At 72.1% G+C, this 22,371-nt stretch carries 22 protein-coding genes and 3 tRNA genes; 18 read left to right on the top strand and 7 right to left on the bottom strand.

The features are described 5' to 3' along the window. Nucleotides 1-41: 41 nt before the first annotated feature. Both OG766_RS05970 and OG766_RS05965 read left to right on the top strand, forming a co-directional pair. Nucleotides 42-593 carry a TetR/AcrR family transcriptional regulator gene (locus OG766_RS05970; protein ID WP_266375694.1) on the top strand — a complete coding sequence of 184 codons (552 nt, stop codon included), beginning with the start codon at nt 42-44 and terminating at the stop codon, nt 591-593. Further along, nucleotides 590-2,140, top strand: a complete 1,551-nt coding sequence (locus tag OG766_RS05965; RefSeq protein ID WP_328724700.1) for an MFS transporter — start codon at nt 590-592, stop codon at nt 2,138-2,140. Before OG766_RS05970 ends, OG766_RS05965 begins: the two co-directional genes overlap by 4 nt. Nucleotides 2,141-2,243: 103 nt before the next feature. Here the strand turns inward: OG766_RS05965 and OG766_RS05960 are convergent, their stop codons facing one another. Continuing rightward, nucleotides 2,244-3,005 (bottom strand): lysophospholipid acyltransferase family protein, encoded by a 762-nt coding sequence (locus OG766_RS05960; RefSeq protein ID WP_266378230.1) that lies wholly within the window; start codon nt 3,003-3,005, stop codon nt 2,244-2,246. Nucleotides 3,006-3,159: 154 nt separating this feature from the next. Between OG766_RS05960 and OG766_RS05955 the strand changes: the two genes are divergently transcribed. The 3 genes from OG766_RS05955 to OG766_RS05945 all read left to right on the top strand — a co-directional run bounded on the left by OG766_RS05955 (nt 3,160) and on the right by OG766_RS05945 (nt 5,590). Then, nucleotides 3,160-4,341, top strand: a complete 1,182-nt coding sequence (locus OG766_RS05955) for a glycerophosphodiester phosphodiesterase (RefSeq protein ID WP_266375698.1) — start codon at nt 3,160-3,162, stop codon at nt 4,339-4,341. Between the two features lie 151 nt (nt 4,342-4,492). Continuing rightward, entirely contained in the window at nt 4,493-5,023 is a 531-nt protein-coding gene (locus tag OG766_RS05950; RefSeq protein ID WP_266375700.1) for a sigma-70 family RNA polymerase sigma factor, read from the top strand. Nucleotides 5,024-5,059: 36 nt separating this feature from the next. Beyond that, nucleotides 5,060-5,590, top strand: a complete 531-nt coding sequence (locus OG766_RS05945) for a GNAT family N-acetyltransferase (protein ID WP_328724698.1) — start codon at nt 5,060-5,062, stop codon at nt 5,588-5,590. 35 nt (nt 5,591-5,625) lie between these two features. Here the strand turns inward: OG766_RS05945 and OG766_RS05940 are convergent, their stop codons facing one another. Further along, nucleotides 5,626-6,048, bottom strand: a complete 423-nt coding sequence (locus OG766_RS05940) for a hypothetical protein (protein WP_266375704.1) — start codon at nt 6,046-6,048, stop codon at nt 5,626-5,628. Nucleotide 6,049: 1 nt separating this feature from the next. After that, nucleotides 6,050-6,409, bottom strand: a complete 360-nt coding sequence (locus tag OG766_RS05935; protein ID WP_328724695.1) for a hypothetical protein — start codon at nt 6,407-6,409, stop codon at nt 6,050-6,052. 71 nt (nt 6,410-6,480) lie between these two features. Between OG766_RS05935 and OG766_RS05930 the strand changes: the two genes are divergently transcribed. The 9 genes from OG766_RS05930 to OG766_RS05890 all read left to right on the top strand — a co-directional run bounded on the left by OG766_RS05930 (nt 6,481) and on the right by OG766_RS05890 (nt 18,442). After that, nucleotides 6,481-7,143, top strand: coding sequence for an HAD family hydrolase (locus OG766_RS05930; RefSeq protein WP_328724693.1), 663 nt, complete (start codon nt 6,481-6,483; stop codon nt 7,141-7,143). Between the two features lie 371 nt (nt 7,144-7,514). Beyond that, complete coding sequence (locus tag OG766_RS05925; protein WP_266375710.1) at nt 7,515-8,591, top strand: methionine ABC transporter ATP-binding protein; 1,077 nt, start codon at nt 7,515-7,517, stop codon at nt 8,589-8,591. After that, nucleotides 8,588-9,256, top strand: a complete 669-nt coding sequence (locus tag OG766_RS05920; protein ID WP_266375712.1) for a methionine ABC transporter permease — start codon at nt 8,588-8,590, stop codon at nt 9,254-9,256. Before OG766_RS05925 ends, OG766_RS05920 begins: the two co-directional genes overlap by 4 nt. Nucleotides 9,257-9,327: 71 nt before the next feature. Further along, entirely contained in the window at nt 9,328-10,200 is an 873-nt protein-coding gene (locus OG766_RS05915) for a MetQ/NlpA family ABC transporter substrate-binding protein (protein ID WP_266375714.1), read from the top strand. 165 nt (nt 10,201-10,365) lie between these two features. After that, nucleotides 10,366-11,004, top strand: a complete 639-nt coding sequence (locus OG766_RS05910) for a GNAT family N-acetyltransferase (protein ID WP_266375716.1) — start codon at nt 10,366-10,368, stop codon at nt 11,002-11,004. A 105-nt stretch (nt 11,005-11,109) separates the two neighbouring features. Further along, the gene (gene cbiE / locus OG766_RS05905; RefSeq protein ID WP_328724689.1) at nt 11,110-12,324 is read left to right on the top strand and encodes a precorrin-6y C5,15-methyltransferase (decarboxylating) subunit CbiE; all 1,215 of its coding nucleotides are present in this window, start codon (nt 11,110-11,112) and stop codon (nt 12,322-12,324) included. Between the two features lie 337 nt (nt 12,325-12,661). Next, nucleotides 12,662-16,087 carry a nicotinate-nucleotide--dimethylbenzimidazole phosphoribosyltransferase gene (gene cobT / locus OG766_RS05900; RefSeq protein ID WP_328724688.1) on the top strand — a complete coding sequence of 1,142 codons (3,426 nt, stop codon included), beginning with the start codon at nt 12,662-12,664 and terminating at the stop codon, nt 16,085-16,087. Between the two features lie 190 nt (nt 16,088-16,277). Next, nucleotides 16,278-17,561, top strand: a complete 1,284-nt coding sequence (cobA, locus tag OG766_RS05895; protein ID WP_266375722.1) for a uroporphyrinogen-III C-methyltransferase — start codon at nt 16,278-16,280, stop codon at nt 17,559-17,561. A 56-nt stretch (nt 17,562-17,617) separates the two neighbouring features. Beyond that, nucleotides 17,618-18,442: a TrmH family RNA methyltransferase gene (locus OG766_RS05890; RefSeq protein WP_266375724.1), complete on the top strand. Its 825-nt coding sequence runs from the start codon at nt 17,618-17,620 to the stop codon at nt 18,440-18,442. 44 nt (nt 18,443-18,486) lie between these two features. Here the strand turns inward: OG766_RS05890 and OG766_RS05885 are convergent, their stop codons facing one another. Beyond that, nucleotides 18,487-19,686, bottom strand: a complete 1,200-nt coding sequence (locus tag OG766_RS05885; RefSeq protein WP_266375726.1) for a serine/threonine-protein kinase — start codon at nt 19,684-19,686, stop codon at nt 18,487-18,489. A gap of 206 nt (nt 19,687-19,892) precedes the next feature. Between OG766_RS05885 and OG766_RS05880 the strand changes: the two genes are divergently transcribed. The 4 genes from OG766_RS05880 (at nt 19,893) to OG766_RS05865 (ending at nt 22,044) form a co-directional block, all read left to right on the top strand. Further along, complete coding sequence (locus tag OG766_RS05880; protein WP_266375728.1) at nt 19,893-20,153, top strand: hypothetical protein; 261 nt, start codon at nt 19,893-19,895, stop codon at nt 20,151-20,153. Between the two features lie 188 nt (nt 20,154-20,341). After that, complete coding sequence (locus OG766_RS05875) at nt 20,342-20,548, top strand: hypothetical protein (protein ID WP_266375730.1); 207 nt, start codon at nt 20,342-20,344, stop codon at nt 20,546-20,548. Between the two features lie 188 nt (nt 20,549-20,736). After that, entirely contained in the window at nt 20,737-21,711 is a 975-nt protein-coding gene (locus OG766_RS05870) for a phosphotransferase family protein (protein ID WP_328724687.1), read from the top strand. Between the two features lie 51 nt (nt 21,712-21,762). Further along, on the top strand, nt 21,763-22,044 hold the full coding sequence (locus OG766_RS05865) for a TFIIB-type zinc ribbon-containing protein (protein WP_328724686.1): 282 nt from the start codon (nt 21,763-21,765) through the stop codon (nt 22,042-22,044). 55 nt (nt 22,045-22,099) lie between these two features. Here the strand turns inward: OG766_RS05865 and OG766_RS05860 are convergent. The 3 genes from OG766_RS05860 to OG766_RS05850 form a co-directional block, all read right to left on the bottom strand. Further along, a tRNA-Val gene (locus tag OG766_RS05860) sits at nt 22,100-22,171 on the bottom strand. A gap of 34 nt (nt 22,172-22,205) precedes the next feature. Next, nucleotides 22,206-22,277, bottom strand: a tRNA-Val gene (locus OG766_RS05855). Nucleotides 22,278-22,298: 21 nt separating this feature from the next. Continuing rightward, nucleotides 22,299-22,370: transfer RNA gene (locus OG766_RS05850), tRNA-Val, on the bottom strand. Nucleotide 22,371: the final 1 nt, after the last annotated feature.

Genomic DNA, 22,371 nt, shown 5'->3' with positions numbered 1-22,371 from the left:
CGAATGAGACATCAACGTCTCATTCGATGTATGGTTGTCTCATGGCCATGGATCGTGAACAGGTGCTCCGCACCGCCGCTGCCCTGCTCGCGCGGAAATCGACCTCGACGATGGACGAGGTCGCGCGCGCTGCGGGGATCGGGCGCGCCACGCTGCACCGGCACTTCGCCGGGCGGGAGGCGCTCGTCAAGGCGCTGGAAGAGCTCGGGATCCAGGAGTTCGAGGCGGCCGTCGACCGCGCCCGGCTCGACGAGGGCGACGCGGGCGACGCGCTGCGTCGGCTGATCGCCGAGATGGAGCCGGGCGCCGAGCTCCTCGCCTTCCTCGTCACCGAGAACCAGCTGTTCGAGGGTGACCAGATCAACGAGGGCTGGTCCCGGCTGGACGCCCGTGTGTCCGCCCTCTTCCGGCGCGGCCAGGAGCAGGGCGAGTTCCGGATCGACCTCTCGCCCGCATGGCTCACCGAGGCCCTGTACGGCCTCATCGGCACCTGCGCCTGGTCCGTCATGGACGGCCGGGTCGCCAAGAACGACTTCCAGTACATGATCGCCGAGCTGTTGCTCGGCGGGGCACGACGGAGTGTGGAGAAATGAGCAGCAGTACCGTCCAGCGCACGAGCGGGACGGACGAGACGTTGTACCGCCCCGGGCGCTGGCTCGCGCTGGCGGTGCTGGTGCTGGCCGTGCTGCTGGTGGCCGTGGACGCCACCGTGCTCGGCCTCGCGACGCCGTTCCTCAGCGAGGACCTCAAGCCCACGGGCACCCAGTTGCTGTGGATCGGCGACGTCTACTCGTTCGTCATCGCCGGTCTGCTCGTCTCCATGGGCAGCCTCGGTGACCGGATCGGGCGCAAGAAGCTGCTGCTGACCGGTGCCGTGGCCTTCGGTGCCGTGTCCGTGCTCAACGCGTACGCCACCACGCCCGAGATGATGATCCTCGCCCGGGCCCTGCTCGGCGTCGCCGGTGCCACCCTGATGCCGTCCACCCTGGCGCTGATCCGCAACATCTTCCACGACCCCAGGGAGCGCAGCCTCGCGATCGGCGTGTGGGGCGCGATGGCCTCGGCGGGCGCCGCGGTCGGCCCGGTCGTCGGCGGGTTCCTGCTGGAGCACTTCTGGTGGGGCTCCGTCTTCCTCATCAACCTCCCCGTGATGGCGGTCCTCGTCCTCGTCGGCATCAAGCTGCTCCCCGAGTCGAAGAACCCGGTCGCCGGACCGTGGGACCTGATCAGCGTCGCCCTGTCGCTCATCGGCATGGTCGGCGTCGTGTACGCCATCAAGGAGGCCGCGACCCACGGTGTGGGCTGGGAGGCGGTCGCCGCCGCGCTCATCGGCGCGGCCGGACTGTACGGCTTCGTCCGCCGGCAGCTGGTCCTGCCGTCACCGCTGCTGGACATGCGGCTGTTCCGGCACCGGGGCTTCTCCGGCGCGGTGCTCGCGGACCTGCTGACCATCCTGGGGCTGTCGGGGCTGGTCTTCTTCCTCTCCCAGTTCCTGCAGCTGGTCCAGGAGAGGCCGCCGCTCGAAGCCGGACTCGCGGAACTCCCGGCAGCGATCGGCGCGGTGGCGACCGGGCTGATAGCGGGCCGTTTCGCCCGTCGGTACTCCGTGCGGTCCGTGGTGGCCGCGGGGCTCGGCGCCGTCGGCCTCGCGCTCGCCGTACTGACCGTCATCGGCCGGTCCACCGGCTATCCGCTGCTCGGCGCGGCCCTGCTCGTCGTCGGCATCGGCGCGGGATTCTCCTTCACCGTGACGGCGGACGTCATCCTGTCCAGCGTCCCGAAGGAGCAGGCGGGCGCGGCCTCGGCCGTGTCCGAGACGGCGTACGAACTGGGCGCGGCGCTCGGCATCGCCATGCTCGGCTCGATCGTGACGGGTGTCTACCGGGACTTCGCCGCACCGGCCGGGGCGCCGGCGGACGTGGTGTCCGCGGCCCGTGAATCGCTCGGCGGGGCGGTCGAGGCGGCCACCGAGCTGCCGGCGCAGCAGGGCGCGGCCCTGATCGGCGCGGCGCAGGACGCGTTCGTCGACGGGCTCCGCCTCGCGTCGGGCATCGGCGCGGCGGTGCTGCTCGCCACCGCGGTCGCCGCGTGGTTCCTGCTGCGCGGCCAGAAGCTGGCGGACGGCGTCGAGCACCCGTAGCCGCCCCGCGCGGCGCTTGCGTCCGCCGTTCTCGCCTGCGAGGCGCCGGGGCGTCTCGCAGGCTCCGGGCGGCTGCGCCGGCTCCCGGCCGACGGCCGGTCGTTCAGGCCGCCTTCGCCTTCGTGGCGTACATGTCGACGTACTCCTGGCCCGAGAGCAGCATCACCTCGGTCATCACCGAGTCCGTCACCGCCCGCAGCACATAGCGGTCGCGGTCCATGCCCTCGTAGCGCGAGAACTCCATCGGCTTGCCGAAGCGGACCGTCACCCGGCCGGGGCGCGGCAGGCCGGCGCCGCCCGGCTGGAGCTTGTCCGTACCGATCATCGCGAACGGCACGACCGGGGCGCCGGTCATCAGGGTGAGCCGGGCGATGCCCGTGCGGCCCCGGTAGAGGCGGCCGTCGGGGGAGCGGGTGCCCTCCGGGTAGATGCCGAACATCCTGCCCTCCTCCAGCACCCGGTGGCCGGTCATCAGCGCCGCGACCCCGCCGTTCGCGCCGTCCCGGTCGACCGGGATCATGCCGACGCCGGTGAAGAACCACGCCATGAGCCGGCCCTTGACGCCCTTGCCGGTGACGTACTCGTCCTTGCCGATGAAGTACACCGTCCGGTCGCACACGATCGGCAGCACCATCGAGTCGATGAAGGTGAGGTGGTTGCCGGCGAGGATGACCGGGCCGTCCCCGGGGATGTTCTCGGCGCCTTCCACGCGCGGGCGGAACATCAGGCGCAGGATCGGTCCGAGCACTGCCTTGATGAGCGACAAGCGGGACAACGGGTCCTCCGGTGTCAGGGGCGGGCGGGTACGGCCGGCGAAGTCTCTGCAGGTGAGGACGATACTCGCGGGTGCCGCCCATGCGCACATCGGGTTCACGCAGCGGATACACAGTGTTGACCTGAGTTTGGGACGCGTTTGCCCTGGGTCTCCCGCACGTAACACGTCGGCGCCTAGCGTGGTCCGCCGCGAATTCATCGGCGATCAGGTGCCGGACATCACAATCTCCAACGGAGGAAAGTTGATGACACAGGGTGCGGAAAGAACCCCCGGGCGGCGGACGCTCCTGGGCGCGGCGGTGCTCGGGTCGGCGGCCCTCGGGATCGGTGGTGCCCCGGCCGCGCACGGACAGGAACGGCACGGAGACGAGGCCCGGGGACACGGGCACGGCTCCGGCTTCCGCTCGCTGCCCGTGCCCACCGTCATCGCGCACCGCGGCGCGAGCGGCTACCGCCCGGAGCACACCCTCGGTTCGTACCAGCTGGCCCTGGACATGGGCGCGCACGTCGTGGAACAGGACCTCGTGCCCACCAAGGACGGACATCTGGTCTGCCGTCACGAGAACGACATCACGGGCACCACGGACGTCGCCTCCCGTCCCGAGTTCGCCTCCCGCAGGACGACCAGGTCCGTCGACGGCATCAGTCTCACCGGCTGGTTCACGGAGGACTTCACGCTCGCCGAGCTGAAGACCCTGCGCGCCACGGAGCGCATTCCGGCCAGCCGCCAGGAGAACACCCTCTACGACGGGCGCTGGGAGATCCCCTCCTTCGAGGAGGTGCTGCGCTGGGCCGAGCGGGAGGGCCGTCGACGCGGCCGGCCGGTGTGGCTGCACGTCGAGACCAAGCACCCCACCTACTTCCGCGGTATCGGCCTCGGCCTGGAGGAGCGGCTGGCGAAGCTGCTGCGCCGCCACGGCCGGCACCGCGCGAACTCGGCCGTCTTCCTCCAGTCGTTCGAACCCAGCAGCATCCAGCGGCTCGCGGAACTCGTGGACTCACCCCGTGTCGTCCTGCTCTCCGGAGCGAGCTCCCGGCCGTGGGACTTCGTCCAGGCCGGTGACCCGCGCACGGTCGCGGACCTGGTCAAGCCCGAGGGCCTGCGGTGGATCGCCTCGTACGCCCAGGGCATCGGCCCCACCCTCGACCTCATCATCCCGAGGGACGCGAGCGGCAGGCTCGGCACCCCCACCACCCTCGTCCGTGACGCACACGCCAAGGGGCTGATCCTGCACCCCTACACGATGCGGAACGAGAACTCCTTCCTGCCCGCCGACTTCCGGCGCGGCACCGACCCGAACGCGTACGGGGACGCCTTCGGCGCGTTCAAGGTCTACTTCGACCAGGGCATCGACGGCATCTTCACCGACAACCCGGACACGGGCCTGCTGGCCCGCGGCGACTTCGTCGACGGCCGGCGTCCGTAGTCCTGGAACGACGGCGGGGCGGCCCACAGGCTCCACCCTCACCCCCGCCCCGCCGTCGTCCGTCGTCAGCGGCCCCGGCGCCCGTCATGCGGTCGGGTGACAGCGGGCCACGTCCGAAACCGCGGCTCACGACACGGGCGTCCCGCCGGACATGACGCCCCGTGAAGAGATCCCCGCGCTCGTACGGACACTCCGCCCGCTCGTCGCGGCGGAAGCGAGCGCCGAGGCACTCGGCGAGGCCCTGGACTCCGGGGACCTCGAACAGTCCGTCTGGGTACGGCTCCTGGAACGGCTCGACGCCGAAGGCCCGCCCGCCGACGCCGCGAGCTGGGTCACGGGAGCCGTACGCGACGAGGCGCGCCGCGCCCGGCGCCGGGCCATGATCGAGCGCCCGTTCGGCGACGAGCCCGCCACCGGACCCACGGCCTGCCCGGAGCGGGCCGCGCTCGTCGCCGAACGGCGACGGGTGCTGCGGGCCGCGGTGGCCAGGACTCCGGGGCGCTGCCCCCGGCTGTTGACTGCGATGTTGTCGCCAGGCGACCCCACCTACCGCGAAATCGCAGGAGAGTTGGGAATCTCACAAGGCAGTCTGGGGCCGATGCGTTCCCGTTGCCTGGGATGTTTGCGCAGAATGCTCGCGACAGAGGTTGCAGCTCCTGAACTCCGGGGAAAGGAGCGGTAGACAACCGGGTGGCAGGTGAGCGGGAGGCATGCACACATGGGCATGAGCGTGACCATCTCAGCGGCAGCGGCGCAGGACGCCGAGCAGATCCTCAAACTGCAGTTCCTGTGCTACCAGAGCGAGGCGGAGCTCTACGGCGACTACAGCATGGAACCACTCACCCAGACCCTGGACGACCTGAGGGCCGAACTCGGCCGCGGCCACGCCCTGGTGGCCCGGCTCGGCGACGAGGTGATCGCGTCCGTACGCGGCGAGGTCGACGCCGACGGCACGGCCACCATCGCCAAGCTCATCGTCCACCCCCGGATGCGGCGCCACGGTCTCGGCGGACGGCTGCTCGACGCCATCGAGGCGCACTTCGCGGGCGAGCCCGCCGCCCGGCGCTTCCAGCTCCTCACCGGTCATCGCAGCGAGCGCAATCTGCGGCTCTACCGCAGCCACGGCTACGCGCCCGTGGCCAGCCGCGAGCTGGGCCCGAAGCTGACCGTCATCACGATGGAGAAGGACGCGGACGCGGCCGGCGTGCCCGCCGCCCGGAGCGCGGGGACCTACGTCACCAGCGCGTAGCCGGCCGCACGGTCAGCGCCTGGACCCGCGCAGCCTCAGCGCCGGGACTTGCGCAGCCACAGCATGCCGGTCACGGGCAGCAGCACCGGGATGAAGAGGTAGCCCATGCCGTAGTCGGACCACACCGTGGCGTCGGGGAAGGCGGTCGGGTCCGCCAGCGTCCAGGTGCCCACGGTCAGCACGCCCACCAGCTCGGCGGCGCAGCACACCAGCGCCGCCCTGCGGGCCGTCTCCCCGCCGCGGAAGAGGGTGTACGTGATGAACGCGTACACCACCGCGGCCGTGGCGGACAGCGAATAGGCGAGCGGCGCACGGTCGTACTCGGTGGCGATCTGGTACACCGAGCGCGACACGGCGCCCACCGACATCACGCCGTACAGCCACACCAGCAGCAGCCCCGGCCCCTTGACCAGCCTGGTCCGTGTGGTCCGCGCCTCTTCGGCGGTGGTCCCGGTCACCTCAGCCTCCCCAGATGTCGTAGAGCCGGACCTCCAGCACCGCGAGCACCACAGCGCCCGCCGCGACCGTCGCCGAACCCCAGCGGGTCCGCTCGGCCAGCGACAGGAAGCCCGCCGCGGGCACCGCGGCGAACGCGCCGATCAGATACGAGACGAAGATCACCGAGCCTTCGTCGGGCTTCTCGCCCCTGGCCAGCTGGACGATCCCGGTGGCCAGCTGCGCCAGCGCCAGTACCGTCACCACCGCCATGCCGATGAAGTGCCAGTCCTTGGTCGGCTGGTCCCGGTACGCGGCGAAGCCGCACCAGGCGGCGAGGGCGAGCGCGGCCGCGGACAGCGCGACCGTCAGGGCGTCAAGCATGGAGCAGAGCGTATTACGGGCCAAAAGGCCCCATGCGCTCGCCCCCGGGGCACCGCTTAGGGTCGGTGACCATGCGATCCGGAACCTTCACGATCCACGCCGACGCCCTGCTCTTCGACAACGACGGAACCCTCGTGTCGTCCCTCGCGTCGGTACGCCGATGCTGGACCCGCTGGGCCCATGAGTACGGGATCACGGCCGAGGACTTCGCGCGGGTCGAGCTGCACGGCCGGCCCGCCGCCGAGATCGCCGCCGATCTGCTGCCCGCCGACGTCGTACCCGAGGCCGTGGCCCGTATCGAGCAGCTGGAGGTCGAGGACGTCGCCGGAGGCGTCGTCCTGCTTCCCGGCACCGCCGCGCTGCTCGGGTCGCTGCCCGCCGAGCGGTGGGCCGTCGTCACCTCCGCGACCCGGCGGCTCGGCGAGGCGCGGCTGACGGAGGCCGGTATCCGGCCCAAGACGCTGATAGCCGCCGACGACGTCACACGCGGCAAGCCCGACCCGGAGCCGTTCCTGCTGGCCGCGCGCACCCTCGGGGTCGATCCGGCCCGCTGCGTCGTCTTCGAGGACGCGCCCGCCGGTCTGACGGCGGGCCGCGCCGCGGGGATGACGACCGTGGCCTTGGCCACAACGCACGCCGCCTCCGAGCTGGTCGCGGACATCGTCGTCACCGACCTCTCCGCCGTGTCCGCGCAGGCCACGGCCCACGGCGTGGAGATCACCGCGACCGCCTGACCGTCCGGACCGTGGATCACCGGAGTCCGCTATCCGGACACCCGTGATCCGTCCGCAGGCCTCTCTGCTTTACTTGCCCGCATGACCACGACGAGCAGCCGCACCCTTGCGACCGAGGCGATCACGACGCCCGGTGCTCGTTGTATGTGTCGAATGTGCGCCTTCTGAGGGCCCCTGCCTGAGCCTCGCGCCCCGAAGCGAGACCCCGACAGCCAGGCCGCGTCCGCCGGATGTCCGACGGACCGGGCTGCCCCGCGCACGCGCTGCCACCCAGTCATCCGTGCTGCGCCGACTGTCCCCCAAGACGACGACACGCCCGTGCCGGCGACGGAACCCCGCGCCGTGCACTCGACAGTGACGGAAACACCCCTGTGATCACCACCACGGGCCTCACGAAGGTCTATCAGTCGCGAGGCCGCGACGTCACCGCTCTGGACGGCGTCGACCTGCACGTCCGCGAGGGCGAGGTCTTCGGCGTCATCGGCCGCAGCGGCGCCGGCAAGTCCTCGCTCATCCGCTGCGTCAATCTGCTGGAGCGCCCCACCTCCGGCACCGTGACCGTCGACGGCGTGGACCTCACCGCCCTCGCCGGCCGCGGCAGCCGCGCCGGAAAGGAACTGCGCCAGGCGCGCAGCCGCATCGGCATGGTCTTCCAGCACTTCAACCTGCTGTCCTCGCGCAGCGTCAAGGACAACATCGAGCTGCCGCTGGAGATCCTCGGCGTCACCGGGGCCGAGCGCTCCCGCCGGGCGCTCGAACTCCTCGACCTCGTCGGCCTCGCCGACAAGGCCAAGGCCTACCCCGGACAGCTCTCCGGAGGCCAGAAGCAGCGCGTCGGCATCGCCCGCGCGCTCGCCGGGAACCCGAAGGTGCTGCTCTCGGACGAGGCCACCAGCGCGCTCGACCCCGAGACCACCCGCTCGATCCTCCAGCTGCTGCGCGACCTCAACCAGCAGCTCGGACTGACCGTCCTGCTCATCACGCACGAGATGGACGTCGTCAAGACCGTGTGCGACTCCGCCGCGCTGATGCGGCAGGGCCGGATCAGCGAGTCCGGCACGGTCAGCGAGCTGCTCGCGACGCCCGGCTCCGAGCTCGCCCACGAGCTGTTCCCGGTGACCGGGGACGCCACGGGCCCGGACCGTACCGTCGTCGACGTCACCTTCCACGGCGAGTCCGCCACCCAGCCGGTGATCTCGCAGCTGTCGCGGACGTACAACGTCGACATCTCGATCCTCGGCGCCGCGATGGACACCGTCGGCGGCAAGCAGATCGGCCGGATGCGCATCGAACTGCCCGGCCGGTACGAGGACAACGTCGTACCCGTCGGCTTCCTGCGCGAGCAGGGCCTCCAGGTCGAGATCGTCGAAGCCGACGCGCCGGCCGCCGTGCCCGTGCAGAGCACCGAGGCGCAGGACGCCGTACTGGTGAAGGAGACCGTCAAGTGACGTGGTCGGAGATGCAGCCGCTGCTCACCCAGGGCACCCTCGACACCCTCTACATGGTGTTGTGGTCCACGGTGGCCACCGTCGTCGGCGGACTCCCGCTCGGCATTCTGCTCGTCCTCACCGACAAGGGCGGACTGCTGCAGAACACCCCGGTGAACAAGTTCGTCGGCGTGATCGTGAACATCGGCCGCTCGCTGCCGTTCATCATCCTGCTGATCGCGCTGATCCCCTTCACCACCGTCGTCGTCGGCACCTTCATCGGTCCCACGGCCATGATCGTGCCGCTCGCCGTCGGTGCCGTCCCGTTCTTCGCGCGACTCGTCGAGACGGCGATCCGCGAGGTCGACCACGGGCTGGTCGAGGCCGTCCAGTCCATGGGCGGTTCCATCCCGACGATCATCCGCAAGGTCCTGCTCCCGCAGGCCCTGCCGTCGATCGTCGCCGCCGTCACCACCACCGTGATCGTCCTCGTCGGCTACTCGGCGATGGCGGGCGCGGTCGGCGGCGAGGGCCTCGGGTCCAAGGCCGTCACCTACGGCTTCCAGCGGTTCGAGACCCAGTTCATGCTCATCACCGTCGTCATCCTGATCGGCATCGTCACCGCCGTACAGCTGCTCGGCGACGGGATCGTACGGCTGCTCTCGCGCCGCGGCCGTACCGCCTGACCCCTGCTCCACCCTGGCCCGCACTCCTTGTCCGGGCGCCACCACCGCAACACCAGAAAGAGGCACTTTTCGTGCGTAACTCCCGCAAGACCATCAAGCTCACCGCGGCCCTCGCCGCCACCTCCGCCCTCGCCCTCGGCCTCAGCGCCTGCGGCACCGCCTCCGACCCGGGCGCCAAGGCCGGTTCCGGTGACAAGGCCGCCGAGTCCGCGCCGCTGGTCGTCGCCGCGTCCCCGACGCCGCACGCCGACATCCTCAACTTCGTCAGGACGAACCTCGCCGACAAGGCCGGCCTCAAGCTGGAGGTGAAGGAGTTCACGGACTACGTCCTGCCCAACACCGCCACCCAGCAGGGCCAGGTCGACGCCAACTTCTTCCAGCACAAGCCGTACCTGGACGACTTCAACAAGAAGAACAAGACGACCATCGTGCCCGTCGTCAACGTCCACCTCGAGCCGCTCGGCCTGTACTCGAAGAAGGTCAAGTCCCTCAAGGACATCAAGCCCGGCCAGACCATCGCCGTCCCCAACGACACCACCAACGAGGGCCGCTCGCTCCAGCTGCTCGCCGCCAACGGCCTCATCACGGTCAAGCCCGGTGTCGGCACCAACGCCAAGCTGTCCGACATCACCGACAAGAAGGGCCTGGAGTTCAAGGAGCTGGAGGCCGCCACCGTGCCCCGCGCCCTGAACGACGTCGACGCCGCGGTCATCAACGGCAACTACGCGATCGAGGCCGACCTCAAGCCCGCCGAGGACGCCATTGCGCTGGAGAAGGCGGAGGGCAACCCCTATGCCAACTTCCTGGCCGTCAAGGCGGGCAACGAGAAGGACCCGCGCGTCGAGAAGCTCGTGACGCTGCTCAACTCCCCCGAGGTGAAGAAGTACATCGAGGACACCTACGCCGGTTCGGTCGTCCCGGCGTTCGGCGCCCCGGCCAAGTGACCGCAACCGTAAGGTCCTTGTGAACGAGGGCCCCGCACACCCCCGGTGGTGTGCGGGGCCCTCGGCGTATCGTGAGCGGTACCGACCCGGCCATGCACATCCTCCACCCGATGCTGCATGCTGTGCCTTTACGGCCTTTACAACGGTCTTCGGCTGGAGCTGCGCATGACTACCACCTTCCCGGACATCTCCATCAGCACGGAGAGGTTGGTGCTGCGCGCGCTCGAACCCGCCGACGCCCCGGCCCTCGCCGACATGATGAACGACGAACTCGTCGGCGCCTGGACGGCGGTGCCCCAGCCCTTCACCGAGGCGGCCGCCCACCACTGGATCAGCGAGTACGCACCCACCGAACGCGCCGCGGGCCGCGGGATCGACCTCGCCATCACCGAGTTCCTCACCCAGCGCCTGGTCGGTGTGATCCAGCTGGGCAGCACCGACTGGCGGGTGCGCTCCGCCGAGATGTCGTACATCATCGCCCCCTGGGCCCGTGGTGAGGGCTACGCCTCCGAAGCCGCGCTGGCGACCGCCCACTGGCTCTTCCGCGACCAGCGGTTCGAGCGCCTGGAGCTGCGCACCGCCGCCGACAACACCGCCTCCCAGCAGGTCGCCCAGAAGATCGGCTGCATCAGCGAGGGCGTCCTGCGCGGCGCCTGTATAGCCCGCACCCGCACCGAGGACGGTGGCTGGACCGACCTGCGCACCGACTTCATCATCTGGAGCCTCCTCCCCGAGGACCTCGAAGGGGTCGCCGACCAGATGGCCGACGCCGGCGGCTACGGCGCCTACACCGACTGGAACTGACCGCTCCAGCGCCTGGAACCGACACCAGGTACCCTCAGCCCTGCCTGCCCGCGCATCCCTGTGGGCAGGGCCTCGACCTGCGACGACACCAGGAGACAGACGACGATGGCCGACCGGGTCACGGTGATCGGGTGGGACGGCTCGCCCCTGACCGCAGCCGCCAGGTCCGCGCTGTCCGCCGCCACCCTCGTCGCCGGCGCCGCCCACCACCTGGCGCTCCCCGAGGTGCCCGCGAACGCCGAGCGCATCAGGCTCGGCAGCGTCGACCTCGCCGCCCGCAGGATCGCGGGACACCGCGGCAGCCCGGTCGTCCTCGCCGACGGCGACCCCGGCTTCTTCGGCGTCGTACGCACCCTGCGCGCACCCCAGCACGGCCTGGAGGTCGAGGTCGTGCCCGCGGTCTCGTCCGTCGCCACCGCCTTCGCCCGGGCCGGGATGCCCTGGGACGACGCCCAGATCGTCGTCGCCCACAGCCGTACGCTGCGCCGCGCCGTCAACGTCTGCCGGGCCCATGCCAAGGTCGCCGTCCTCACCTCCCCGGGTGCCGGGCCCGCCGAGCTGGCGCTGCTCCTCGACGGCGTGCACCGCACCTTCGTGATCTGCGAGGAGCTCGGCACCGAGCGCGAGCAGGTCACCGTTCTCACCTCCGACAAGGTCGCCGACCACAGCTGGCGGGACCCCAATGTCGTGATCGTCATCGGCGGCACCGCGTCCGCCCAGGGCGGAGGCTGGGTGGCGGGCCGCGAGCCCGGCTACCCCCCTCAGTCACGCGGCTGGGCGATGCCGCCCGAGGGACCGCGGTACCAGCCGGCCGAGGGCGAATCGGTTCAGCTGCGCGCCGCCCAGCTCGCCCGGCTCGGCCCGCGCCTCGGCGACCTCGTCTGGGACATCGGCTGCGGCGCGGGGGAGCTCGCCGCCGACGCGGCCCGCTTCGGCGCCGCGGTGATCGCCGTCGACGAGGACCCCGCCGCCTGCATCCGCACCGACGCCGCCGCCCGCCGCCACGGAGTCCAGCTGCAGACCGTCCAGGGACGCGCGCCGCACGTGCTGGAACGGCTTCCCGAACCCGATGTCGTACGGATCGGTGGCGGAGGCGTCCCGGTCGTCACCGCCTGCGCCGACCGCCGGCCCGAGCGCATCGTCACCCACGCCTCCACCCGGGACGACGCCGAGGCGATCGGCGCGGCCCTCGCGGACGGCGGCTACGCCGTCGAGTGCGCCCTGCTCCAGTCCGTGGAGATGAACCCCGGCGACTGGTCGGAACGCGAGCGCTCGGTCGTCTTCCTGCTCTCCGGCCAGCGTCTGGATCGCGCCCCCTGACCCTGCCGCCACGCGGTGGCGCGGTAGGCTGGCCGATCGTTGTACCGCAGTCAGGTGTTGGCCGATTCGATCGCCAATATCCGGAAAAGGGGACCGTTTTGGGTTCCGGGTGTGGTACGGCGCGACCGGGGGACGCGCGACGTGGCGCAGTCCACAGCGAACCGTGGCGGATCCTGCTGCCGTGGACGCGAACGCGCACGACAATGCTTGTGTCTGCGGGCTTTCGTGCCGCGCGGCGCACACGCTCGTTCTTGTAGTGACGGGCACGGGTGTGTGCCGCGATCGGGCGCCCCGGGCGAAGGTCTGAAGGAGCACAACCGATGGGCGAGGGGTACGCATGACTGACACCGGCCAGGTCCCGGGCGAGGGGCTGCCGGAGAACGCAGGCATGGTGGAGCAGCCGGGCATCCCCGCCCCGGGCGCGTACACCTTCCTCGATCCCTCCGGCAGTGGCGCCGAAACCGTCGGCGAAGACGACGACCTGCTGTTGATGCCGAGCGCGCAGGGGGCGTGGAGCGACCCGCAGCAGGTGGCCCCGCCGGTCGCGGCGGCCGACCAGGCTCCGGGTCACGCTCATGCTCATGCTCAGGCTCAGGCGGTGCAGATGGCGCCGGAGGCCGTGGCGGTACAGGCGGCGGCACCCGCCGCGGGCGTGCCGGTGTACATGCCGCCTGCAGAGCCCGTGGCCCCCGTGCACCCTTCCGAACAGCTGCACGGCGCGTACGCCATGACGCCCGAGCAGGCGGGACACGACCAAGCGCTGTACGAGCAGGCCGCCGCGGCGCAGCAGGTCGCGCCGGTCGCGCCGCAGCAGCAGGCCGAGCCGGAGCAGCAGGCGGCCCCCGAGCAGTGGACGCACGAGGCCGGAGCACACGAGGCAGGCGGCCGGGACTCCGGTTCCCTCGACCTCGGCGGCGTGCGGATGCCGCCGCCCGTACCCGCGTCGACGTCCATGCCGACACCGCCGCCCGCGCGCCGCCCCCTCCACATGGGGCCGCCGGTGCCCGACGCGACAGGCGGCGTCGTCCGCTCGCTGTCCGACCGCGGCCCGGCCGAACTCCGGAGCAACGGCACCGGCCACATGACGACGCCGATGCCGCAGAGCCCGATGCCCGCGCCCGTCGCGGGCCCGCCGACCACCGGCCCCGAGTACCTCGACGTCCCGCAGGAGGAGCAGGCCGTCCTGCCCGGCCCGCAGCTCGGTGAGATTCCGCCGCAGGGCGCCACCCCGTGGGCGGCCCCGCAGCAGGTTCAGCACCAGGCGGCCGTGGCGGTGGCCGAGGCCGAGAAGGCCCTGGAGACGGCCGGCGCGGTCGTCCCGGAAAGTGCGCAGGTGGCCGCCGAAACCGGCGCCGCGGCGTCTACGGTGGCTCCGGACCCTGCCCTCGTCGGCCAGTTCGTGCCGGTGGAGGGTTCTCTTCCGACCACCCCGCATCTTGCTCCGTCGCCGGTTGCCGAGATGGCCCCGGCCGAGGAAGAGCTTTCCGAGCCCGTGCCCGAGCCCGAGTCTGTTCCCGAGCCCGCGCCCGTTGCCGTGGCTGCCGCCACGGAGCCCGCCGGGACTCCTGAGCCCGCCGCCGGGCCGACGGTGGAACCGGTGGCCGAACCGTTCGCCGAAGCCGTGGTGGAGCCGCAGGCCGTGGCGCCCGAGCCGGAGCCCGTACCCGTGGCCGAGGCGGAGCCCGCCCCGCAGCCCGAAGCCGTCGCCCCCGTGCCCGCGCCCCGGAACGGCGATGGCGACGACGAGCCGCAGCCCGAGGCCGTGGCGCCCGCGGAGGGCACCGAGGTTCCGCAGCAGGTGGTCGAGGAGCACGTGGTCGAGGAGCACGTGCTCGACGAGCAGGCGGTCGTGGAGCCCACGGCCGAACCCGAACCGGCCGACGCGGGGCAGCCGACCGCGGAGGACGCCGCTCCGGAGCCCGCTCCCGTGCCGGCGACCGACGCCGCATCGGAGCAGGAGCAGGCGCAGGATCCGGAAGCGGAGCTCGTGGCCGTTGCCGTTGCCGAGGACGCCGCCGAAGAGACGGGCGGCGCGCCGGCCCCCGGCTTCGCCGACGCCGAACGCGAAGCCGTCCTCCGCGTGATCCGTGAACGCCGCGACATCCGCAACGGCTTCCGCAGCGACCCCATCCCGCACGAGGTCCTCCTCCGCGTCCTCGAGGCCGCGCACACCGCGCCGTCCGTCGGCCACTCGCAGCCCTGGGACTTCGTCGTCATCCGGTCCGCCGAGACCCGGCGCTCGATGCACGAACTCGCCCAGCGCCAGCGCGAGGCGTACGCCAAGTCGCTGCCCAAGGGCCGGGCGAAGCAGTTCAAGGAACTGAAGATCGAGGCGATCCTCGACACCCCGGTGAACATCGTGGTCACCGCCGACCCGACGCGCGGCGGCCGCCACACCCTCGGCCGGCACACCCAGCCGCAGATGGCGCCGTACTCCTCGGCCCTGGCCGTGGAGAACCTCTGGCTCGCCGCCCGCGCCGAAGGCCTCGGCGTCGGCTGGGTCAGCTTCTTCGACGAGCGTGAGATGGTCCGCGCGCTCGGCCTGCCGGAGCACCTGGAGGTCGTCGCGTACCTCTGCGTCGGTTACGTCGACGAGTTCCCGGAGGAGCCCGAGCTGATGCAGGCGGGCTGGTCCAAGCGCCGCCCGCTCTCCTGGGTCGTCCACGAGGAGACGTACGGCCGCCGCGCCCTGCCCGGCGAGGAGCCGCACGACCTGCTCCAGGAGACCGTCTCCAACATCCGCCCGCTGGACGCCAAGGCGCTCGGCGAGGCGTGGGAGCGGCAGAAGCGGATGACCAAACCCGCGGGCGCTCTCGGCATGCTGGAGATCATCTCCGCGCAGCTGGCCGGGCTGTCCCGGATGTGCCCGCCGCCGATCCCGGAGCCCGCGGCGGTGGCGATCTTCGCCGGTGACCACGGGGTGCACGCCCAGGGCGTCACGGCCTGGCCCCAGGAGGTGACCGGCCAGATGGTCGCGAACTTCCTCGGTGGGGGAGCGGTGTGCAACGCCTTCGCCAACCAGGTCGGCGCGGAGGTCTGCGTCATCGACGTCGGCGTCGCGTCCGAGCTGCCGGCGACGCCCGGACTGCTGCCGCGCAAGGTCCGTCCGGGCACGGCCGACTTCACGACGGGCCCCGCGCTCTCGCGCGAGGACGTCCTCTCCGCGATCGAGGTCGGCATCGAGACCGCGCGTGATCTCGTCTCCGCGGGCAACAAGGCGCTGCTCACCGGTGAGATGGGCATCGCCAACACGACGGCGTCGGCCGCGCTGGTCTCCGTGTACACGGGCGTGGACCCGGCGGAGGTCACCGGGCGCGGCACCGGCATCAACGACGAGATGCACGCGCGGAAGGTGGACGTCGTCCGGCGTGGGCTGGATCTCCACCAGCCGGACCCGGCCGACCCGGTCGGCGTCCTCGCGGCGGTCGGCGGGCTGGAGCACGCCGCGCTGGTCGGCTTCATCCTGGGCGGTGCGTCGCTGCGTACGCCCGTGGTCCTGGACGGTGTCTCCGCGGGAGCCGCCGCCCTGGTCGCGCGGGCCGTCGCGCCGGAGGCCCTCGCGGCGTGCATCGCGGGCCACCGCAGTGCCGAGCCCGGCCATGTCGCCGCCCTCAACAAGCTGGGTCTGCGCCCGCTGGTCGACCTCGACCTCCGCCTCGGCGAAGGCACCGGGGCGCTCCTCGCCCTCCCGCTGGTGCAGAGCGCGGCCCGGGCCATGCACGAGGTGGCGACGTTCGACTCGGCGGGCGTCACGGAGAAGTAGCCGGTACCAGGGGTTCGCCGGGTGGTTCGTGCCCGTCTCTCTCGCAGGGCGGGGAGGTGAGCGCGTACCACCCGGAACAACGGTGCGGCCGCGACGCCGTATCGTGGTCGCCAGGACCCTCATACCCGTCCCCACCAGCCGCTTCACCGTCGCAGCGGCCCGCACCGCCGCCCCGAGGAGCCGCACCGCCATGGCCGAGCACGTCGAGCACGCGCACCAGCACGCGCAGGCGCACGAGCACCCCGCCTACCCCGTAGGCCTCCGTCTCGCCGGCCGCCGCGTCGTCGTCATCGGCGGCGGCCAGGTGGCCCAGCGCCGTCTCCCCGCGCTCATCGCGGCCGGTGCCGACATCACCCTGATCTCGCCGTCCGCGACCCCGTCCGTCGAGGCGATGGCGGAGTCGGGCGAGATCACCTGGACCCGGCGCCGGTACGAGGACGGGGACATCGCCGACGCTTGGTACGCCCTGGTCGCCACCGGCGACCCCGTCGCCAACGCGGCCGCCTCCGACGAGGCCGAGCGCACCAAGACGTGGTGCGTACGCTCCGACGACGCGGAGGCGGCGACGGCCTGGACCCCGGCGACCGGACGCAGTGAAGGCGTGACGGTCGCCGTGCTCACCGGCCGGGACCCCCGCCGCTCCGCCGCCGTACGGGACGCCATCGTCGAGGGCCTGCGCGACGGTTCCCTCGCCGCGCCCCACCACCGAGCCCGCGCTCCGTTCGTCGCCCTCGTCGGCGGCGGCCCCGGCGACCCGGACCTCATCACGGTCCGCGGCCGCCGTCTCCTCGCCGAGGCCGACGTCGTCATCGCCGACCGCCTCGGCCCGCGTGACCTGCTCGACGAACTCCCGCCGCACGTCGAGGTGATCGACGCCGCGAAGATCCCGTACGGGCGCTTCATGGCCCAGGAGGCCATCAACAACGCCCTGATCGAGCACGCCAAGGCGGGCAGGTCGGTCGTCCGGCTCAAGGGCGGCGACCCGTTCGTGTTCGGCCGCGGCATGGAGGAGGCCCAGGCGCTCGCCGAGGCGGGGATCAGCTGCACCGTCGTCCCCGGCATCTCCAGCTCCATCTCGGTGCCCGGCGCCGCCGGCATCCCGGTCACCCACCGGGGCGTGGCCCATGAGTTCACCGTCGTCAGCGGTCATGTCGCGCCCGACGACCCCCGTTCGCTCGTCGACTGGCAGTCGCTCGCCAAGCTGACCGGCACGCTCGTGATCCTCATGGGTGTCGACAAGATCGGCGCGATCGCCGAGGCCCTGATCACCCACGGCAAGGCCCCCGACACCCCGCTCGCCCTGGTCCAGGAGGGGACGACGGCCGCCCAGCGCCGGGTGGACGCGACGCTCGCGACGGTCGCGGAGACCGTCAGGACCCAGGACGTACGGCCCCCCGCCGTCATCGTCATCGGTGACGTCGTCGCCGAGGGGCCCTCGGCCGGCACCGAGACCCACCCGAGTAACCAGCGGTAACCGAACCCTCCGTCCCGACCGTTGGCACCATCCCCCGGACAAGGCAGTATCACCCTGTGGCTGACATCATCACCGTCGATGACCCCGAGGACCCGCGGCTGCGCGACTACACGGGCCTGACCGACGTCGAACTGCGGCGCAAGCGCGAGCCCGCGGAGGGACTCTTCATCGCCGAGGGCGAGAAGGTCATCCGCCGGGCCAGGCACGCCGGTTACGAGATGCGGTCGATGCTGCTGTCCGCCAAGTGGGTCGACGTCATGCGCGATGTGATCGACGAGGTTCCGGCTCCGGTCTACGCCGTCAGCCCGGACCTCGCCGAACGCGTCACCGGATACCACGTGCACCGCGGCGCGCTCGCCTCCATGCAGCGCAAGCCGCTGCCCACGGCCGACGAGCTCCTGGGCAGCACCCGCCGTGTCGTGATCATGGAGTCGGTCAACGACCACACCAACATCGGCGCGATCTTCCGGAGCGCGGCCGCCCTCGGCATGGACGCCGTACTGCTCTCGCCCGACTGCGCCGACCCGCTCTACCGGCGTTCGGTGAAGGTGTCGATGGGGGCCGTGTTCTCCGTTCCGTACGCCCGGCTCGACACCTGGCCCAAGGGCCTCGAAGCCGTACGGGAGGCGGGCTTCAAACTGCTCGCGCTCACCCCGGACGAGAAGGCGTCGGCGATCGACGAGGCGGCTCCGCACCGGCTCGACCGGGTGGCGCTGATGCTCGGCGCGGAGGGCGACGGGCTCTCCACCAAGGCCCTGATGGCAGCCGACGAATGGGTGCGCATCCCCATGGCCCACGGCGTGGACTCGCTGAACGTCGGCGCGGCCGCCGCGGTGGCGTTCTACGCGGTGGCGACCGGCCGCCCGGAGAACCAGGCCTGACCCGACAGGCCTGACCCGACAGACCGCCCCCGGCCTCGCTGTGGCTAGCCCCGCAGCCCCTGCGCCATGGTGATGCCCACCGCCACGACCAGGGTCACGACGACGAACACGAAGATCCGCTGACGCAGCAGCCGGGGATTGGCCGGCCTGCGTCCGGTGGACGTCGTGCGCACCCCGGGCCGGGACGCGGGACGGCCCGCCGTGCTCGCCCCGCCCCGCGACGGCGCCGGCCGGGAGCCGCCCGTACGCGGCGCCGACGGCCGTGACGCCCGGTCCCGCGAGGCGGACGGGCCCGCGGTCCCGCCGGTGGCCGGCGGCCTGCCGTGCGTGGTGCGTTCCGTGTACCGCGCGGTGCGACGGCCCGAGGGCAACTCCTGCTCGGTCCGCTCGCGCTGGACCGGCGGCCGCACCTCCGGCAGCCCCTGCGCCTCGCGGGCCGCGATCTCCTTCAGCCGCATCGACAGCTGGAGCGTGCTCGGACGCTCGTCCGGGTCCTTCGCCAGACAGGCCTGCAGCAGCGGAGCCAGCGCGTCCGGCACGCCGTACAGCTGCGGCTCCTCGTGCACCACCCGGTAGAGCATCACCTCGGAACTGCCGTGCCCGAAGGGGGAGTCGCCGGTCGCCGCGTACGCGAGCGTCGCGCCCAGCGAGAAGACGTCCGTCGCCGGCGTGACGACGGCGCCACGCACCTGCTCGGGGGCGAGGAAGCCGGGGGACCCGACCGCCGTTCCGACATGGGTGAGCGTGCTCGCGCCGGTCGCCCAGGCGATGCCGAAGTCGATGATCCTGGGGCCCTTGGGGGAGAGCAGGATGTTCGACGGCTTGAGGTCCCGGTGCACCACCCCGGCCTCGTGCACGGCGACGAGCCCTTCCGAGAGGGCGGCGCCGATCGCGGCGGTCTCGGCGGCGGTGAGCGAACCGTCCGCGGCCACCTTGTCGTGCAGCGACGGCCCGGGCACGTACTGCGTCGCGAACCAGGGCCGCTCCGCCTCCAGATCGGCGGCGACCAGCCGGGCCGTACAGCCACCCCTGATCCGCCGTGCGGCGGACACCTCCCGGGCGAACCGGGACCGGAACTCCTGGTCCTCGGCGAGGTCCGGGCGGATCACCTTCAGGGCCACCCGCTGGCCGCGCCGGTCCGAGCCGAGATACACGACGCCCATGCCGCCCGCACCGAGCCGCCGGTGCAGCCTGAACGAGCCGACGACACGCGGATCCTCGCGCCGGAGCCGCATCATCGACATGTTCATTCCCCGCTGGCCGGTGGTCGGTTTGACGTGGCACAGCTTACGTACCCGTAGGCCGGTGTGCTCATAGGCCGCGCCCTCGCGGGCCGATCGATTGTCAGTGCCGGATGGGAAACTTGAAGAGTGGTCAGGAGCGCCCGGGATCCAGGGCAGCTGACCCGTGCGCGATCCCAATGATCCGTGGCAGAAGGGGGATTGGATCCATGAAGGGCGACCGTGTGGAGATAGTCGTGGACGCGGGTGACACCACGAGGACGTACGAAGTGGTGGCAAGCCGGGCGGGCCGCCGGGTGGAGACGGCGGTGCGGCGAGGGGTGGTGGAAGTGAGCGAAGTCACGCGCTCCGGTTCGGTCGTGCGAACCGCCCGGTTCATGGCCAACCGTGTGCTCGCGCTCGTGGAGCAGCCCGTGCCGGGTGAGGCTCCCGGAGACCGTCTCCCTCTCAGGGAAGACCCCCAGGACTAGGTCCACTTCTCCACCCAGGGGAGTACGTGCGAGGCGGGACGCTCATCCTCCGGGAGGCCCGGCAATCGGTACGCGGGCATGACGCCCGGGGACGCCCGCGTCCCTAATCTTGAAGTCAAGCGGCGGGAGCGGCACTCGTCCCCCGAGGTCACGCACCCGCCGCTGCCAACAACGACAGGAGAGGAACCATGGCGGACACGGCATCGCGGACCATGATCCGCACGCAGGGACGCAAGGCCTTCGCCACGTTCGGCGGCCGTTCCTCCGGCCGGCGTCACCCGTTGGTCGCAACGGCCATGGTTCTTCCTCTCGCGACCCTGCTCGTCGTCGCCTTCGGCGGCTGGGAGGCAGTGGTCACACAGGCGTCGTCCGTGGGCGTGATGCTGGGGCGCTGAGCGGCGCCCCGGATCCGGGTGAGCGGCCCGGGTCGGGGACATCCCACCCAAAAAGCCCCGTGGGGACGGGGGTGCGGCGGACGACAGCGCTCGGCCGGTCAGCTGGGGAGCTGACCGGCCGGCGCCATTTCCGGCCCCGGGGCGCCCCGCCCCCGCCGGGCCCCCGGTCCGGCCCGTACGCTCACCGGGTGGAGCAGAGCAACCGCGCACTGGTGGGCGCGCTTTCGGACGTGGCGCGGGAAGCCGCGCACGCGGCCGGGGCGAGGGCGGCGTGCCGGGCCTGCGGGCGGGACGGGGACGTGCTGGCCGAGCGGCCGGACGGAATCGTCGTACGGCACGGCCGCGTCGTCGCCAAGGCCCATGCTCCCGGGACCGATCCGGACGACCACCGCACCCGGATCGCCGTCGCCTCGCACCCCCGGCTGGCCGGGATCCTGCTGCCGCCCGTCCCGTACGCCGCCGCTCTCGGCGAGCGCCCCGTCTCCGCCTGGCCCTACGGCAGTCCGGTGGACCCCGAGGACCCGGACGGGGCGCCCTGGGAGGAGGCCGCGGTCCTGCTCGCCCGCCTCCACACCGTGCCGCTCGACGCGCTTCCCGGACCGCTGCCGGTCATGCGCGGTCCGGCCAAGGCGGCCTCGGCGGTGGCCAGGATGCGCGCGGCGGCCCCCGCCCACCCCGCCGCCCGGTCGGTGCTCGACGCCTGGGACCGGCTCCCCGCCTGGGCGCGCGGCGAGGCACCCGCACCCCGTGGCGCCCGGCTCTGCCACGGCGATCTCCATCTGGGCCAGCTCGTGCGCCATCCCGCCCACGACGGCCCCTGGCAGCTCATCGACGTCGACGACCTCGGCCTCGGCGATCCCGCCTGGGATCTCGCCCGCCCTGCGGCCTGGTACGCGGCGGGAATGCTGTCCCCGGACATCTGGTCGCGATTCCTCACCGCCTACCGGCGCTCCGGCGGCCCCGCCACCGGGTCGAGCGGCGGTGATCCCTGGCCCCAACTCGACGTACCCGCCCGTGCGCTGACCGTGCAGACCGCGGCCCTCGCGATCGCCAGGAGCACCGCCGAGGGACGCGATCTCGACGAGGTGGAGCGGATGATGACCGACGCCTGTGCCCGAATTGCCTCCCTCCCGCCCGAGTTGGAGGACATGATCCCGTCGTAGTGTGGGAGCGGGTAACCCCACCGACCGAGCGGCGAGGAGCTGAACCGAACCATGCAGTGTCCCAAGTGCCACGCGCCCATGCACACGTACAACCGCAATGGCGTCCAGATCGAGCAGTGCAGCGGCTGCCGGGGGATATTCCTCGACTACGGCGAGCTGGAGTCGCTGACCCGCCTGGAGTCCCAGTGGGTGCAGCAGACGCCGCCCGCGCCGCCCGCCCCGCAGGCCTACCCCGCCCCGGCGCAGCCGGCGTGGGGCGCCCCGCACCACGGCGGCCACCACGGCGGCCACCACCGGCAGAAGAGCTTCGGCCGGATGCTGTTCTCCTCCTGAGCGGCGGATACGACGGAGCCCCCGGCCGCGCGATGCGGCCGGGGGCTCCGGGCTGTGGACGATACTGGGATTGAACCAGTGACCTCTTCCGTGTCAGGGAAGCGCTCTCCCGCTGAGCTAATCGTCCTCGGGACCACGACCCGGGGGCCGTGGGTGATGCGTGCGCGATACTGGGATTGAACCAGTGACCTCTTCCGTGTCAGGGAAGCGCTCTCCCGCTGAGCTAATCGCGCGGGGGACCTTCGCAGGTCCGGTGGACGATACTGGGATTGAACCAGTGACCTCTTCCGTGTCAGGGAAGCGCTCTCCCGCTGAGCTAATCGTCCT

The organism is Streptomyces sp. NBC_00259, from assembly GCF_036181745.1.
GTDB classification, from domain to species: domain Bacteria; phylum Actinomycetota; class Actinomycetes; order Streptomycetales; family Streptomycetaceae; genus Streptomyces; species Streptomyces pratisoli.
This window is presented reverse-complemented; position numbering and strand designations above follow the sequence as displayed.